The organism is Pseudomonas sp. ICMP 3272 (assembly GCF_001466905.1).
GTDB lineage: Bacteria > Pseudomonadota > Gammaproteobacteria > Pseudomonadales > Pseudomonadaceae > Aquipseudomonas > Aquipseudomonas amygdali.
The window spans coordinates 60,256-75,411 of record NZ_LKEK01000043.1; the positions used below are offsets into that span (position 1 = coordinate 60,256).

The 15,156-nt window shown below is 58.9% G+C and carries 13 protein-coding genes and 1 pseudogene; 3 read left to right on the forward strand and 11 right to left on the reverse strand.

The genetic code is table 11. From position 1 onward, the window contains the following. Positions 1-220: 220 nt before the first annotated feature. Both AO068_RS09545 and AO068_RS09550 read right to left on the reverse strand, forming a co-directional pair. On the reverse strand, positions 221-856 hold the full coding sequence (locus AO068_RS09545) for an SCO family protein (protein WP_080394779.1): 636 nt from the start codon (positions 854-856) through the stop codon (positions 221-223). A gap of 63 nt (positions 857-919) precedes the next feature. Then, positions 920-1,408, reverse strand: a complete 489-nt coding sequence (locus AO068_RS09550; protein WP_058408233.1) for a cytochrome c oxidase assembly protein — start codon at positions 1,406-1,408, stop codon at positions 920-922. A gap of 269 nt (positions 1,409-1,677) precedes the next feature. Between AO068_RS09550 and AO068_RS09555 the strand changes: the two genes are divergently transcribed. Beyond that, positions 1,678-2,328 (forward strand): hypothetical protein, encoded by a 651-nt coding sequence (locus AO068_RS09555; protein WP_002551545.1) that lies wholly within the window; start codon positions 1,678-1,680, stop codon positions 2,326-2,328. Between the two features lie 118 nt (positions 2,329-2,446). On the opposite strand, the gene AO068_RS09560 is transcribed toward AO068_RS09555, so the two are convergent. From AO068_RS09560 to AO068_RS09580, 5 genes are all read right to left on the reverse strand, one after another. Next, positions 2,447-3,979, reverse strand: a complete 1,533-nt coding sequence (locus tag AO068_RS09560; protein WP_003403858.1) for a SulP family inorganic anion transporter — start codon at positions 3,977-3,979, stop codon at positions 2,447-2,449. 104 nt (positions 3,980-4,083) lie between these two features. Continuing rightward, complete coding sequence (locus tag AO068_RS09565) at positions 4,084-4,824, reverse strand: carbonic anhydrase (protein ID WP_003432243.1); 741 nt, start codon at positions 4,822-4,824, stop codon at positions 4,084-4,086. 204 nt (positions 4,825-5,028) lie between these two features. Continuing rightward, positions 5,029-6,087, reverse strand: a complete 1,059-nt coding sequence (locus AO068_RS09570) for a PA0069 family radical SAM protein (RefSeq protein ID WP_002551548.1) — start codon at positions 6,085-6,087, stop codon at positions 5,029-5,031. A 123-nt stretch (positions 6,088-6,210) separates the two neighbouring features. Then, the gene (gene elbB / locus AO068_RS09575; protein WP_058402763.1) at positions 6,211-6,879 is read right to left on the reverse strand and encodes an isoprenoid biosynthesis glyoxalase ElbB; all 669 of its coding nucleotides are present in this window, start codon (positions 6,877-6,879) and stop codon (positions 6,211-6,213) included. 207 nt (positions 6,880-7,086) lie between these two features. Further along, on the reverse strand, positions 7,087-7,749 hold the full coding sequence (locus tag AO068_RS09580; RefSeq protein WP_004655204.1) for a DedA family protein: 663 nt from the start codon (positions 7,747-7,749) through the stop codon (positions 7,087-7,089). A gap of 231 nt (positions 7,750-7,980) precedes the next feature. Here AO068_RS09580 and hemB point away from each other — a divergent pair, with 231 nt between their 5' ends. Together hemB and ppk1 are read left to right on the forward strand one after the other, a co-directional pair. After that, a complete protein-coding gene (hemB, locus tag AO068_RS09585; RefSeq protein ID WP_058408234.1) occupies positions 7,981-8,991 on the forward strand; it encodes a porphobilinogen synthase in 1,011 nt (336 codons plus the stop codon). A 16-nt stretch (positions 8,992-9,007) separates the two neighbouring features. Continuing rightward, positions 9,008-11,218 (forward strand): polyphosphate kinase 1, encoded by a 2,211-nt coding sequence (gene ppk1, locus AO068_RS09590; RefSeq protein WP_058408235.1) that lies wholly within the window; start codon positions 9,008-9,010, stop codon positions 11,216-11,218. Here ppk1 and ppx read toward each other — a convergent pair. The 4 genes and pseudogenes from ppx to AO068_RS09610 form a co-directional block, all read right to left on the reverse strand. After that, positions 11,205-12,707 carry an exopolyphosphatase gene (gene ppx, locus AO068_RS09595; RefSeq protein ID WP_005731673.1) on the reverse strand — a complete coding sequence of 501 codons (1,503 nt, stop codon included), beginning with the start codon at positions 12,705-12,707 and terminating at the stop codon, positions 11,205-11,207. The genes ppk1 and ppx overlap by 14 nt on opposite strands. A 400-nt stretch (positions 12,708-13,107) precedes the next feature. Continuing rightward, a pseudogene (locus AO068_RS09600) lies at positions 13,108-13,839 on the reverse strand (amino acid ABC transporter ATP-binding protein); the annotation flags it as partial. Further along, the gene (locus tag AO068_RS09605) at positions 13,826-14,476 is read right to left on the reverse strand and encodes an amino acid ABC transporter permease (RefSeq protein ID WP_032074436.1); all 651 of its coding nucleotides are present in this window, start codon (positions 14,474-14,476) and stop codon (positions 13,826-13,828) included. The gene AO068_RS09605 and the pseudogene AO068_RS09600, both read right to left, overlap by 14 nt. Continuing rightward, positions 14,473-15,138 (reverse strand): amino acid ABC transporter permease, encoded by a 666-nt coding sequence (locus AO068_RS09610; protein ID WP_058408236.1) that lies wholly within the window; start codon positions 15,136-15,138, stop codon positions 14,473-14,475. The genes AO068_RS09605 and AO068_RS09610 overlap by 4 nt, the downstream gene beginning before the upstream one ends. Between the last annotated feature and the right edge of the window lie 18 nt (positions 15,139-15,156).

A 15,156-nucleotide genomic window follows, 5' to 3' on the forward strand; every position in this document is an offset into this window, starting at 1 on the left:
GTGGTTCTCGTGCCGATGCTCTGCGTCCCTTGTGACGCAGAGCGTCGGGAACACCTTATCGCTCCCACGCTCTGCGCTCATAGTTATACAGGCGCGTCGTGGGAGCGAGCTTGCTCGCGAAGAGGCCGGTAAAGCCTCCAGAAAATAGAGCGTTTGGACCAAGTCTTCGTGAGCAATACGGATCGCCGCCCCGGTCACTCCCGCAGGAATCTCACAGGCCCTAATCCCTTTCCAGCAGCCCCGGCAATTGCTTCACCAGCTTCTGATTGTTCAGCGGTGCGCGGATAAAGCCTCGCTGCGTACCATCCGGGCCGATCAAAGCCAGATTACCGCTGTGATCGACGAAGTAGTTCGCTTTGCTGGTGTCTGCGGGAATGAACGGAATGCTCACGGCATTGGCCAGTGTCTGGATATCAGCGACAGGTGCCGTGAGGCCGATGTACTGCTTGTCGAAATAACCCAGATATTGCTTGAGCTGCTGCGGCGTGTCGCGGTCAGGGTCGACGCTGACCAGCACCACACGCATGCGCTCGACCACCTTTTCAGGTAGCTCGGTCCTGATCTGCTTTATCTGCGCCAGGGTAGTGGGGCAGATGTCCGGGCAGAAGGTGTAGCCGAAGAACATCAGCGTCCATTTGCCTTTCAAGTCATCAAGGGCCACCGTTGCGCCGTTCTGGTCCGACATGCTCAAGGCTGGCAACGGGCGGCTTTTCGGTAGCAGCACAATACCTGCATCGTTAAGTGCCGCCTGATCCTCTGACCCGCTGCCCGGCAGCAACTGGCTGAGGATCAGGCCCAGAACGAGGGCAACAATGGCGGCAGCGATAAAAACTGTTTTCTGGGTACGAGTGGTCATGGCATCAACGCGAGTAGTGATCGGCATGCGGCCAGGGATGATGGCCTATATGGCTTCGAGCGCCTAGGGCGCAGTGACATCGAACAGCGTATAGGCCAGCGTCAGGCGTTTCACCTCTGCGGGCAGGTCGCGATCAACGATGAAGCGCACGGGCATCTCGATACGCTCACCCGGCTGTAAGGTCTGTTGGGTGAAGCAGAAACATTCGGTCTTGTGAAACCACTCTGCCGCCTTCCCCGGTGAAATGCCCGGTACAGCCTGGGCTTTCATCGGTTTGTCAGTAGGGTTCTGCGCCACGAAAATCATTTCGTTGAGGGCACCAGGGGTGATTTGCATCTGGCTGGCACGCGGGTAGAACGCCCAGACCATCCCCGCAGAGTTTGTCGCGGTGAACTGCACCTCGATCTGCCGCGAAGCGTCCTGGTCGCGGTTTCTGTCATGCCCGGTCAGCAAACCATAGAGCGACGGCAATGCAAATCCGCAGATGAACATGATCACCAGCAAACAGATCAAATGCAGAGCAAGCCGCTTGGATAAAAGAGGCTGAGTCATGCCGGGCTCACTTTTTATGTCAGACAGCGTGTCGAAAGGGCTGCGGGCGGCTTCAGAGTAGCCTGCTTACATCAGCGCAAGGTGCCGTATTTATGCGCCAATGTAGGCAAATGGTCAGAAACTGAGCAAAAAACGCTTTGATATAGCCAATGCATATAAATGCGTTTCGGTTATAGCAAAAATGTCTTAGGCATTTAGTTAACCGAGCTAACGTATGACTCTCCATAACCAAACCACGGGGTTTAATGCCCTCAGGAGTCCCCACTGCCATGAACACCGCCGCATTGCGCGAGCAGATACAACTAGCCCATCAACATGAAGCCGAGACCGGCCACTTGCTGCAACAGTTGGAACAGAAGCTCCCACATCTTCATCCTGCCATTCACCTCCCGGATGTCGACGCGAAGGACGTGTTGACGCGTTTCGTCACTGCTTACATAGACTTGGTCCCCGACCTGCTGGACGCTGCTCACGAGGTCGCCGTAGAAGCCGGTATCGAAGGGCAGATAAAACCGGTACTGAAAATCGCAGAGCATTTTTTCGCAGCACCCCCTTCCATCATGGACGGACATGAAGGGCTGGAAAGCCTGCTGGACGAGGCCTATCTGGCACACAGACTGGTCGAGGAGGTGAACGATCTGTACATCAAGCATTTTGGTCAGCCGCTGATACCGTCAAATACCACGGTTGCCAGCGTGATTGCCCACCAGTTGATCGGCGAGCAATTTGCCAACCAACTGGACGAGGCGGTTCACCATGCCGTCGACAAGCTGCTTGATGATGAAAGTTTCGCGCTGGACTCCGTCGAGGCTTACCGCGAAAAACTGACCAGTCCTGATACAGGTGCAGCGTGGAAGCGCTGGCCGAGCCTGTCACGACAATTGGGTATCGGCCTGGAGCTGGAACGCTCCGTCATCTGATTCAGAGGCCCGAATCAATGTCTTCGCCCGCAATGGAAGGAGCCGGATATCGCTCCGCTGCTACGCGAAGACCCATCCGGCTCCCATCATTCCAGGCTGTAGCCCAAGGCTTTGACTATCAGGCCGCGCCCGAGCCTATCCCCGTTGTTGTGTAGATCCGCCCTTCAAGACGACGCTTCAACCCGCGCGGCTCAATGAGCAGTCGGGTGCCATGCGCGGCATTGGAACGTCCCCACTCTTCCAGCAGTTCCAGGCACGAGTGGTCTATGTAGGACAGATTGCCCAGAGGCACATGCACGGTGCTGCCCTGCGGGATAGTGCCCAGAGCCTGAGTCAGCGCCGGCACCTTGAGGAACGTTGCGGCACCGACCAGGCGCAGCTCGAATTCCTTCTCGCCCGCCAGTTCGACCACATTGATCTTCAGGCGCGAAGCCTTGAACGCCAGCTTCACCAGGGTCAGACCAAAACCGACCAGTACACCGGTCAGCAGGTCGGTGAAGATGATCGCCACGGCAGTCGCCGCATAGGTAAACATCGGCATCCGGCCATAGCGACCCAGACCACGAAACGCCTTCAGGTCGACCAGCTTCAGACCGGTATAAACCAGCACGCCAGCCAGACTCGCGACCGGAATACTCTGCAGTACGCTCGACAGCAGCAACACGAACGCCAGCAGCCACAGACCGTGGAAGATCGTCGAGAAGCGCGTGGTGGCACCGGCCTGAACATTGGCCGAGCTGCGCACGATAACGCCGGTCATCGGCAACGCACCGAGCACGCCGCAGAGCATGTTGCCCACGCCTTGAGCGCTGAGTTCCTTGTCGAAGTCCGAACGCTGGCCACTGTGCATGCGGTCAACCGCCGAGGCAGAGAGCAGCGTTTCGGCACTGGCAATGAACGCCACAACGATAGCGGCAACCAGAATGGCCGGGTCGGCCAGGTTCATCAGGTCGGCCGGGCGAAGCCAGTCGATGGCGTCGGCCAGGTTGTCAGGCACTTCGACACGCTTGACCTGCAAGGCCATGAACAGGCTGATGCCGGTGGCGATACCCACGCCCAGCAGCGCGCCGGGTACGAAGCGCAAAGACTGCGGACGAAGTTTTTCCCAGCCCCACATGATCAGCATGGTGCCCAGACCGAGCATACCGGCTTGCATGCCGGTGCCTGGTCCGAATGCCTGGATCAGTGTGGAAGGGAAGGCGATCAGATTGTCCAGCCCGGAAGGTTTGGGACCGCTGTCGAACATCACGTGTGCCTGTGACAGTACGATCAACACGCCGATACCGGCGAGCATGCCATAGACCACCGCAGGCGCCGTGACCCGGAACCAGCAGCCAAGCTTGAATCGACCTGCCAGCAGCTGAAGTAACCCGGCGAGTACCAGAATAGGACCCAGCATGGCCATGCCGTGCTCGCGTACCACTTCAAAAACCAGTACTGCCAGACCGGCTGCGGGTCCGCTGACCTGCAACGGAGAACCGGCTATCCAGCCGACTATCAGCCCGCCCACGATGCCGGTGATCAGACCTTTGGCCGGAGGCATGCCGGATGCGATGGCGATCCCCATGCACAGCGGCAGGGCGACCAGGAACACGACCACGGAAGCGAGCAGCTCCCGTGGTAAAGCGGTTTTCAATGCTGTAATACCCATGACGCTTCTCCGGGATTCTTCAGACGAGGCAAGACGGGCGACGCGCATCCTGCGCAGCCGCCATCAGCTGATAAAGAAGGGCTTGCCGTCAGTCGGACTGGTGATCAGTCGGCTGAAAAGCGTGCTTTCGGTGAAGCCATCGGCGTCGGTCCCGAACCGTCGAGCGGTATGAAACGATCGAGCTCGGCGTCATAAGCCAGGATTTCGCTGGTTTCGATGCTGTAGACCCAGCCGTGAATGAACAATTGGCCGCTGGCCATTTTTGCTGCGACCGAAGGGTGGGTGCGCAGGTGTTGCAACTGGGAAATCACGTTTTCCTGAGTCAGGACCTGCATGGTTTCCAGTTCGCCGCTGCAGCTGCAGTTCTGCTCGACTACCGTGCGGGCAACCTCGGCATGACGCAACCAGGCTTTTACCGTAGGCATCTTGTCCAGGCTGTCAGGGTTGAGCACTGCGCGCATGGCGCCGCAGTCAGAGTGTCCGCAAACGATGATGTGCTGCACGCCCAGTGCAACCACTGCGTATTCCAGAGCGGTGGACACGCCGCCGTTCATCTGGCCATACGGCGGGACGACGTTGCCGACGTTACGCGTGACGAACAGGTCGCCAGGCGAACTTTGGGTGATCAATTCGGGCACGATGCGCGAGTCGGCGCAGGTGATGAACATGGCCCGTGGCGATTGGGCAGTCGCCAGCTTCTTGAACAGTTCTTCCTGCTGGGGGAAGACCTCGTTACGAAAATGTACAAAGCCATCGACGATGTGTTTCAACGCTACGTCGGCGCTGTCTGAATGGCTTGATGTGCTGGACGACGTAGCCGAATGCTGTTTACCGATGTCTGTCATGTCTTCATCCTCTCTGACGGATTGATGTGGATTCTTCTGCCTGTTTGACCAGAGCCGGATGTGATCCCTGTAAATGGCATCACGAACAAATCCCTTGAGCGCTATCGCTGGTGACACTCCGAGTTACAGACTAATCGCCCAAGCTTAAGCGAAACTGAATGCAATGGCTCTGGGACGCGGGTTTGCACGATAGTACCAAGTTCGTTACAGCAGTGACATTTGTCCTCCTGGCGGACAAAAAGCATCGCAATCGAGTGCGAAACCGCCACGTTTGTTCAATCCAAGCCGTTTGATTGCCAGGGCATAGCGTTGAGCCAGTAGATCAGCAAACGGTCCTTCACCGCGCATCCTTGAGCCAAACTGACTGTCGTACAGCGCTCCGCCGCGGCTTTGACGAATCAGGCTCATCACATGTTCGGCGCGTTGCGGGTAGTGCGTCTTCAGCCATTCGTCGAACAGCGGCGCGACCTCCAGCGGCAGGCGCAGCATCACGTAACTTGCGCTTAGCGCGCCTGCAGCTTTCGCCTCGCTCAGCAGCGCCTCCAGTTCGCTGTCATTGATCATCGGAATCATGGGTGCGCACAGCACCCCGACGGGTACGCCCGCCTGACGCAACACCCGAATGGCCCGCAAGCGAGCCTTGGGCGCTGCTGCCCTGGGTTCAAGGATGCATTTGAGCTCGTCATCCAGTGTAGTCAGGCTGATGAATACTGAAACCAGCCGAAGTCTGGCCATCTCTGCGAGCAGGTCCAGGTCGCGGAGGATCAGCGAGCCCTTGGTAATGATGCTGACCGGGTGCCGATAGCGCAGCAGCACCTCAAGCGTGGCGCGAGTGATGCGGTATTCACGTTCGATAGGCTGATACGGGTCGGTATTGGCTCCCAGCGTGATGGGCGCACAGCGGTAGCCTGGCTTGGAGAGCTGTTGCTCCAGCAGCGCTGCGGCGTTTGTCTTGGCGATCAGCTTTGTTTCGAAATCAAGGCCCGGCGACATGTCCCAGTAGGCATGGCTGGGCCTGGCGAAACAATAAATGCAGCCGTGCTCGCAGCCGCGGTAAGGGTTGATCGAGCGATCAAAGGGGATATCCGGCGAGCTGTTGCGGGTAATGATGCTTTTGGCGGTTTCGCTGGTGACCTGAGTGCCTTGGGTCAGTGGCACTTCCTGGTACCAGCCGTCGTCCTCGGCCACGGACTGGCTGGGTGCAAAGCGATTATGCGGATTGCTGGCAGTACCGCGACCACGAACCGGATAGGGGCTGGACATCTGGCATTACTCAAATACTGTTTATGCATACAGTAAAGCATAAGGCCGTGATGGATCACTATGGCTGGCTTGTAAAACACCGCTCGTCTGACGGGCGGTGCATTGGGTTCGTCCTGCGACAGGTCAGACATCGCCCTCGTGCGTCAGCTCCAGCACGCGGTCAACCAGCTTGTTGATGCCCGATGCAGCCTCACTGATGCTTTTGGCAACCATATAGGCGGGCGTGCTGACCAGTTTTCGTGCTTCGTCTTCGACGATGTCATCGACAGCGCATGGCGCGTGGCTACCGCCCATTTTGGTAATGGCCGCAGCGGTATCCGGGTCGTTGCCGATGGTGCAGGTAACGCCGGGACCGTAGATCTTGGCCGCCAGTGCCGGGGTGATGCAGATCAGCCCGACCGGTTTGCCTGCTTCTGCGAACGCCTCTGCGAGTTCCAGCAGCCCGGCTTCCACCTGGCAGGCAGAGCCTTGCAGGGCAAGGTCGGAAAGGTTCTTCGCCGAGCCGAAACCGCCCGGGATGATCAGGGCATCAAAGTCTTCTGCATTTGCTTCGCGGATGTCCTTCACCTCACCTCGTGCAATGCGCGCAGACTCGATCAGCACATTGCGCGACTCGGGCATTTCCTCGCCAGTCAGGTGATTGATGACGTGATGCTGGGCGATGTTCGGCGCAAAGCACTGGACCTGCGCACCACGTTGATCCAGACGAAGCAGGGTAAGGACGCTTTCATGGATTTCGGCACCGTCATAGACGCCACAGCCGGACAGGATTACAGCCACTTTTTTCTGCATCGATTCGGCTCCTTGTACTTGAGCAATCTAAGGCTTCTTTTAATTCGTCCATTAATTGATCGCTTTACAGGCCGAGTGTTCAGTTCACGCTTTACAGGCTACGCAAAAATGCGTGGGGAAGGGCGGTGCTTGCTAGGTCAGGCAGCGGCTGCGCGCTGCCGCCGAGTGAGGCCTGTCAGCCTGCACTCGGGGAAGGAAACGGAGAAATTACTCGTCTGATTTTTTCGTCAGGTCGACGGGCACGGGGACAGGTGTATCCAGATCGGACGCCGCTGCCGATGCACAGAAGCGGCTCTTTTCTTCACGCTCTTCACGGGCAATACGCGCGTTCTTGATGCGTCGACGCAGCCACAGACCAAGGCCGAGCAGTATCAGTGCACCGAGCACCCAGAGTTCGTATTTCTTGACGTTGCCCAGCAAACCCTCGAGAACCGCGCCGAAATGGTAGGCCGCCGAACCCAGCGCTGCCGCCCAGACAGCCGCACCGATACCGTTGAGCAGCAGGTAACGCCCCGGTGGGTAGCCTGACAGGCCAATGGCCACGGGCATGACCGTTCGCAGCCCGTACACGAAGCGGAAGCTCAGTACCCAGATATCCGGGTGCTTGCGGACCAGCCGCAGGGCCTTGTCGCCCATGAGTTGCCAGCGAGGCTTGCGCGCCAGGAGCTTGCGGCCGTGCTTGCGCCCCATGAAATACCACAACTGGTCACCCGCATAACTGCCACAAAAGGCCACGAGGATGACGATGTTGAGGTCCATGTATCCGCGAAACGCCAGGAATCCGGCAAGAACCAGAATGGTCTCGCCTTCAAAAAAGGTGCCGAGGAACAGGGCAAAGTAGCCGAATTCGTTCAAGAAATTCTGGAGCATTGTCTGGATGCTGGCGAAATGAACGCGCAGCCTAACGCGCCCAAGGCAATCATGAAAGTGTCCATATGTGTCTCGACGTTAAAGATTCTTGCAACCACAATGGTCGTATCCCCTTGAAGGCCGTGACCGCGACGTGCAGTCGCAGGTCGAACCATGACTGTCACACATTGGTCATAATGGCGGCTTATAACTGTCGCGCTTGCCCGCGTAAGCGGGCTCAGGAGTCTCGCCGTGAGCTTTACCCCCGCCAACCGCCTGTTTCCTCTCACTCGTCTGCGCCGTAATCGCCGCGACGACTTTTCCCGTAGGCTGGTGCGTGAAAACGTTGTCACTGTCGACGATCTGATTCTTCCCGTATTTGTCCTCGATGGTGAAAACCGTCGTGAATCCATCGCCTCGATGCCCGGCGTCGAGCGCTTGAGTGTGGATCTGTTGCTCAAGGAAGCCGAACACTGGGTCGCGTTGGGTATCCCTGCGCTGGCGCTGTTCCCGGTGACACCGCCGGAAAAGAAATCCCTCGACGGTGCCGAAGCCTGGAACCCGGACGGCATCGCCCAGCGCGCGACCCGCGCCCTGCGTGACCGTTTCCCGGAGCTGGGCGTCATCACTGATGTGGCGCTGGACCCGTTCACCACCCATGGTCAGGACGGCATCCTCGACGAAGAGGGTTATGTTCAGAACGACATCACCGTCGACGCGCTGGTGAAGCAGGCGCTGTCGCACGCCGATGCCGGTGCTCAGGTGGTCGCGCCGTCGGACATGATGGACGGTCGCATTCAGGCCATCCGCGAGTCTCTGGAGCTGGCCGGGCATGTGAATGTCAGGATCATGGCCTACTCGGCGAAATACGCCAGTGCCTATTACGGGCCGTTCCGTGACGCGGTGGGTTCCTCGCTGAATCTGGGCAAGGCCAACAAGGCGTCCTATCAGATGGACCCGGCGAACAGCAACGAGGCACTGCACGAAGTTGCAGCTGACCTGGCTGAAGGTGCCGACATGGTGATGGTCAAGCCAGGCATGCCTTATCTGGACATCCTGCACAGGGTCAAGGATGAGTTCAAAGTGCCGACCTTTGTCTATCAGGTCAGTGGTGAATACGCGATGCACATGGCAGCAATCCAGAATGGTTGGCTGAGTGAAGGGGTTATTCTCGAGTCCCTCACAGCCTTCAAACGCGCCGGTGCCGACGGCATCCTTACCTACTTCGCTGTTCGCGCCGCTCAACTGTTGAAGGGGCAATAGCCTCACAGGATCATTCATGAATACCGAAGCACTCATCGAAGCCGCTGTTCAAGTCGATGTGCCGCAGGCGACGCCCGCGGTTGAACCTGACATCGAAGTAATCCCGGCCATTGAGGCGCCTGCCGCTGCGGTGCCCGCTATCGTCGCTCCGAACCTGGACGACAGCAGCCTGTATATCCACCGTGAACTGTCGCAATTGCAGTTCAACATTCGGGTACTGGAACAGGCGCTCGATGAGTCCTACCCGTTGCTGGAGCGGCTGAAGTTTCTGCTGATCTTCTCCAGCAACCTCGATGAGTTCTTCGAGATTCGTGTCGCAGGTCTGAAGAAACAGATCACCTTTGCCCGTGAACAGGCCGGTGCCGACGGTTTGCAGCCGCATCAGGCGCTGGCCAGAATCAGCGAGCTGGTGCATGGTCACGTTGATCGCCAGTACGCGATCCTCAACGACATTCTGCTCCCGGAGCTGGAAAAGCATCAGGTCCGCTTCATTCGTCGCCGTCACTGGACGGCCAAGCTCAAGGCCTGGGTACGTCGCTACTTCCGTGACGAGATCGCTCCGATCATCACCCCGATCGGTCTGGACCCGACGCACCCGTTCCCGTTGCTGGTCAACAAGAGCCTGAACTTCATTGTCGAGCTTGAAGGTATCGACGCCTTCGGTCGCGACTCGGGTCTTGCGATCATCCCGGCACCGCGTTTGCTGCCGCGTGTCATCAAGGTGCCGGAAGAGGTTTGTGGCCCAGGCGACAACTTCGTGTTCCTGTCGTCGATGATCCACGCTCACGCCGACGACCTGTTTCAGGGCATGAAGGTCAAGGGCTGCTACCAGTTCCGTCTGACCCGAAACGCCGATCTGGCGCTGGACTCGGAAGACGTGGAAGACCTGGCACGTGCCCTGCGCGGTGAGCTGTTCTCGCGTCGCTACGGCGATGCGGTACGTCTGGAAGTGGCGGATACCTGCCCTAAACATTTGTCGGACTACCTGCTCAAGCAGTTCAACCTGAACGAGTCCGAGCTGTATCAGGTCAACGGGCCGGTCAACCTGACGCGCCTGTTCAGCATTACTGGCCTGGACAGCCACCCTGAATTGCAATACCCGCCGTTCACGCCAGCGATCCCCAAACTGCTGCAGAACAGCGAAAACATTTTCAGCGTGATCAGCAAGCAGGACATTCTGCTGCTGCATCCTTTCGAGTCGTTCACGCCGGTTGTCGACCTGCTGCGTCAGGCGGCAAAGGATCCACACGTTCTGGCTGTGCGCCAGACGCTGTACCGCAGCGGTGCGAACTCGGAAATCGTCGATGCGCTGGTCGATGCGGCGCGTAACGGCAAAGAGGTCACCGCGGTGATCGAACTGCGCGCCCGTTTTGACGAAGAGTCCAACCTGCAACTGGCCAGCCGTCTTCAGGCTGCCGGTGCGGTGGTGATCTACGGTGTGGTCGGCTTCAAGACCCACGCCAAGATGATGCTGATCCTGCGTCGCGAAGCTGGCGAGATCGTGCGTTATGCACACCTAGGGACCGGTAACTATCACGCCGGTAACGCGCGTCTTTACACCGACTACAGCCTGCTGACCTCTGACGATGCGTTGTGCGAAGACGTCGGCAAACTGTTCAGCCAGTTGATCGGCATGGGCAAGACGCTGCGCATGAAGAAACTGCTGCATGCGCCGTTCACGCTCAAGAAAGGCATGCTCGACATGATTGCCCGCGAGACGCAGTTTGCGCTCGATGGCAAGCCAGCGCACATCATCGCCAAGTTCAACTCGCTGACCGATCCGAAGATCATTCGCGCGTTGTACAAGGCCAGTCAGTCCGGTGTGCGCATCGATCTGGTGGTGCGCGGCATGTGCTGCCTGCGTCCGGGCATCGCCGGGGTTTCGCACAACATCCATGTGCGCTCGATCATCGGCCGATTCCTGGAGCACACGCGCGTGTTCTACTTCCTCAACGGCGGCGACGAGCAGATGTTCCTGTCGAGTGCCGACTGGATGGAGCGCAACCTCGACAAGCGTGTTGAGACCTGCTTCCCGGTGGAAGGCAAGAAGTTGATTCTGCGTGTGAAGAAGGAGCTGGAAAGCTACCTGACCGACAACACCCACAGCTGGCTGTTGCAGCCAGACGGGCGTTACGTGCGCAGCACGCCGACCGGCAATCAGAACGCCCGAAGCGCCCAGGCGACCCTGCTGGAGCGCCTGAGCAACCCGGTTCTCAGCGTACGCTGAAGACGATGCCGACTCGGGTCAGCCACTCCGCTTCCAGCGCGAAGTCGGCCTGAGTCAGCTGGTTGTTTTCCAGCCAGCCTGTGGGGAACTCGGCGTCCAGATTCGGGCCGTCGGCACGCAGGATCACACGTGGCATCTCTTGGGTGCCACGAATGTGGTGAAACAGAATCGCAAAGCGCAACAACACGCACAGGCGAATCAGCTTGATGCCTTCTGCGCCGAAATCGGCGAACTTGTCCTTGGGAATATTGCGGCGATGACCGCGCACCAGCAGAGCGAGCATTTGCTGATCTTCGCGTGAGAAACCGGCAAGGTCAGAATGCTCGATCAGGTACGCGCCGTGCTTGTGGTAGTGATAGTGAGCAATGTCCAGGCCGATCTCATGCACCTTGGCCGCCCAGCTCAGCAGTTCGGCGTAGCTCTCGTGCTGCAATTCCCAGCTCTCGGCGACTTGCTCCAGCGCATGCAGCGCCTTGGCTTCGACGCGTGCGGCCTGTTCCAGATCAACATGGTAGCGCTCCATCAGCGAGCTGAGCGTGCGCTCACGCACGTCTTCATGATGATGACGGCCCATCAGGTCATACAGCACGCCTTCACGCAGGGCGCCTTCGCAGTGATCCATGCGCTTGAGCTCAAGCGCATCGAAGATCGCTTCCAGAATCGCCAGGCCTGCGGGGAAAATCGCGCGACGGTCTGGCTTGATGCCGTCGAAGTCGATCTTTTCGACGTCACCCAGCTTGAACAGCTTGCGCTTGAGCCAGGCCAGCCCTTCGGCATTGACCTCGCCAGCGCCGTAACCATTGGCTTTGAGCGCCAGGCCGATAGCGCGAATGGTGCCTGACGAACCAATGGCTTCATCCCACTTCAGGCGATGCAGCGCATGTTCGATGCTCATGATTTCCAGGCGAGCAGCGGTGTAGGCCTGTGCGTAACGCGCGGGTGTCACCTTGCCGTCGCGGAAGTAGCGCTGAGTAAAACTCACGCAGCCCATCTGCAGGCTTTCACGCAGCAGCGGCTCAAAGCGCTGGCCGATGATGAATTCGGTACTGCCGCCGCCGATGTCGGCGACCAGACGCTTGCCGGGGGTGTCGGCCAGTGTGTGCGAGACGCCCAGATAAATGAGGCGCGCCTCTTCACGGCCGGAGATCACTTCCACCGGATGGCCGAGGATTTCTTCGGCGCGATGAATGAAGTCGTTGCGGTTGCGGGCTTCGCGCAGCGCATTGGTGCCCACGATGCGTACGGCACCGGGCGGTAGACCATTGATCAGCTGGGCAAAGCGTTTCAGGCAGTCGAGACCGCGCTGCATGGATTCTTCGGTCAACTGGCGTTCTTCGTCGATGCCAGCGGCCAACTGCACCTTCTCGCCCAGGCGCTCAAGAATGCGAATTTCGCCCTGATTGGCTTTCGCCACAACCATATGAAAACTGTTGGAGCCCAGGTCGATGGCGGCGATCAGTGAAAAATTCTTGGGTGTTGAGTGCGGCATGGTCAGGAAATCCAGTTCGATAACCGGACCATCGTGCCACGATCCATGCCTGCCGCCAACGCGAAGCTGTCCAGGCAGCGGAAATACCCGGTATTACTCTTGAGCGTGGCGTTTGGCTATCTGATCAATGTTGCTACGCATTCCCACGCTGGAGCGTGCGGAACGATAACCTCAACTATCGTGCGCCGCTCCGCAACCTCAACTATCGTGCGGCGCTCCGCGTCGCATGCAGTTCTGGACGCTCTGCGTCCGCTCTTGAACAGGCGGCGCGGCGCAGATCTGTGACGCGGAGCGTCACGAACGGCATTCCCACGCTGGAGCGTGCGGAACGATAATCCCGACTATCGTGCGGCGCTCCGCGTCGCATGCAGTTCTGGACGCTCTGCGTCCGCTCTTGACACGCGTGCTCTACGGTGCCGATGAAGTTCGCCAGTTCCGGGGTTTTCGGGTTGGCGAAGAGTGCTTTCGGGTCGCCCACTTCATGCACCTTGCCCTGGTGCATGAACACCAGTTTGTCGCCGACTTCGCGGGCGAAGCGCATTTCGTGAGTCACCATGATCAGGGTCATGCCGTCGGCGGCCAGCTGGCGCACCACGCTGAGCACTTCGTTGACCAGCTCCGGGTCCAGCGCCGAGGTGATTTCGTCGCACAGCAACACCTTGGGCGACATCGCCAGTGCGCGGGCAATCGCTACGCGTTGCTGCTGGCCACCGGACAGGCGATCCGGGAAGGCGTCGAACTTCTCGCCCAGCCCGACGCGCTCCAGCATCTTTCTCGCCAGCTTCGCGGCTTCGGCCTTCGGCACTTTCTGCACGACCTGCGGCGCGAGCATTACGTTCTCGCCCACGCTCAGATGCGGGAACAGGTTGAACTGCTGAAACACCATGCCGACCTTCTGGCGCAGGGTGCGCAGATCGGCGCGTGCGGCGTCCAGGTATTCGCCATCGACCTCGATCACACCATCGTTGATCGACTCCAGGCCGTTGAGCGTGCGCAACAGGGTGCTTTTGCCCGAGCCGCTGCGACCGATGATCGCCACGACCTGGCCTTCTTCAACCGACAGATCGATGCCTTTGAGCACGTGATGATCGCCATAGTATTTATGCAGGGCGGAAATTCTAAGCAGAGGCATGCAGTCTCCTTTCCAGATGGCGCGCGCACAGCGACAAGGGGTAGCACAGGATGAAGTAGCCCAGAGCAACGAAGCCATAGACCATGAAAGGTTCGAACGTGGCATTGGCCAGCATGCTGCCGGTCTTGGTCAATTCGGTGAAGCCGATGATCGACGTCACCGCGGTGCCTTTGACCACCTGCACGGAGAAGCCGACCGTTGGCGCAACTGCGATACGCAGCGCCTGAGGCAATATCACGTAGCGCATCTGCTCGAACGGGGTCATCGCCAGGCTGGCAGACGCTTCCCACTGGCCCTTGGAGATCGACTCCACGCAGCCGCGCCAGATCTCGGCGAGGTAGGCGCTGGTAAACAGCGTCAAGGCCAGCGCTGCCGCTGCCCAGGGCGAAATGTTCATGCCCATCAGGGCAACACCGAAGAACACCAGAAACAGCTGCATCAGCAGTGGTGTGCCTTGAAACAGTTCTATATAGAGCTTGGCGGTCACACGCGGGCCGGTTTTTTCCGAGGTACGCATGCCCATCACCAGCAAGCCGATCAAGCCGCCACCAATGAATGCCACCAGCGACAGGGCAACGGTCCATTGCAGGCCGATCAGCAGATTGCGCAGGATGTCCCAGAGGGTGAAATCCATCAGCTGTTCCTCGATATGTAGCGACGCCCGATCCAGGCCAGCAGTTGCCGGATCAGCAGCGCCATGGCCAGGTAGATCAGCGTGGTCACAATGTAGGTTTCGAACGAGCGGAAGTTGCGTGACTGGATGAAGTTGGCAAAGAAGCTCAACTCTTCAGTGGCAATCTGCGAGCAGACCGCCGAGCCCAGCATCACAATGATGATCTGGCTGCTCAAGGCCGGCCAGACCTTGCTCAATGCCGGGATCAGGACCACGTAGCGAAACGCTTCATAACGATTCATCGCCAGCGCTGCCGACGCTTCAAGCTGTCCCTTGGGAATCGCCTGGATGCCTGCCCGAATGATTTCTGTCGAGTAGGCGCCCAGGTTGATCACCATCGCCAGCACCGCTGCCTGCCATTCCGAGATCTGCACGCCCAGCGACGGCAGGCCGAAGAAAATGAAGAACAGCTGGACCAGAAACGGTGTGTTGCGGATCAGCTCGACATAGATCGCAAAGATCGTCGCAAAGGGCTGGATCTTCCAGGCCCTCACGACGGCACCGACAATGCCGAGGCTGACGCCCAGCAGGGTGCCAATGGCCGTCAGTTCCAGCGTGAACAAAGCCCCGCGCAACAGCACATCGATGTTCTGCAGGACCGGTGTAAAGTCGAAATGATAAGCCATTGGTGAATCCTGTTACCG

What these genes read in the sequence shown, in the direction of transcription:
- AO068_RS09545 (WP_080394779.1), bottom strand. Translation starts at nt 856, where the DNA reads ATGACCACTCGTACCCAGAAAACAGTTTTTATCGCTGCCGCCATTGTT.
- AO068_RS09550 (WP_058408233.1), bottom strand. Translation starts at nt 1,408, where the DNA reads ATGACTCAGCCTCTTTTATCCAAGCGGCTTGCTCTGCATTTGATCTGT.
- AO068_RS09555 (WP_002551545.1), top strand. Translation starts at nt 1,678, where the DNA reads ATGAACACCGCCGCATTGCGCGAGCAGATACAACTAGCCCATCAACAT.
- AO068_RS09560 (WP_003403858.1), bottom strand. Translation starts at nt 3,979, where the DNA reads ATGGGTATTACAGCATTGAAAACCGCTTTACCACGGGAGCTGCTCGCT.
- AO068_RS09565 (WP_003432243.1), bottom strand. Translation starts at nt 4,824, where the DNA reads ATGACAGACATCGGTAAACAGCATTCGGCTACGTCGTCCAGCACATCA.
- AO068_RS09570 (WP_002551548.1), bottom strand. Translation starts at nt 6,087, where the DNA reads ATGTCCAGCCCCTATCCGGTTCGTGGTCGCGGTACTGCCAGCAATCCG.
- elbB (WP_058402763.1), bottom strand. Translation starts at nt 6,879, where the DNA reads ATGCAGAAAAAAGTGGCTGTAATCCTGTCCGGCTGTGGCGTCTATGAC.
- AO068_RS09580 (WP_004655204.1), bottom strand. Translation starts at nt 7,749, where the DNA reads ATGCTCCAGAATTTCTTGAACGAATTCGGCTACTTTGCCCTGTTCCTC.
- ppk1 (WP_058408235.1), top strand. Translation starts at nt 9,008, where the DNA reads ATGAATACCGAAGCACTCATCGAAGCCGCTGTTCAAGTCGATGTGCCG.
- ppx (WP_005731673.1), bottom strand. Translation starts at nt 12,707, where the DNA reads ATGCCGCACTCAACACCCAAGAATTTTTCACTGATCGCCGCCATCGAC.
- AO068_RS09610 (WP_058408236.1), bottom strand. Translation starts at nt 15,138, where the DNA reads ATGGCTTATCATTTCGACTTTACACCGGTCCTGCAGAACATCGATGTG.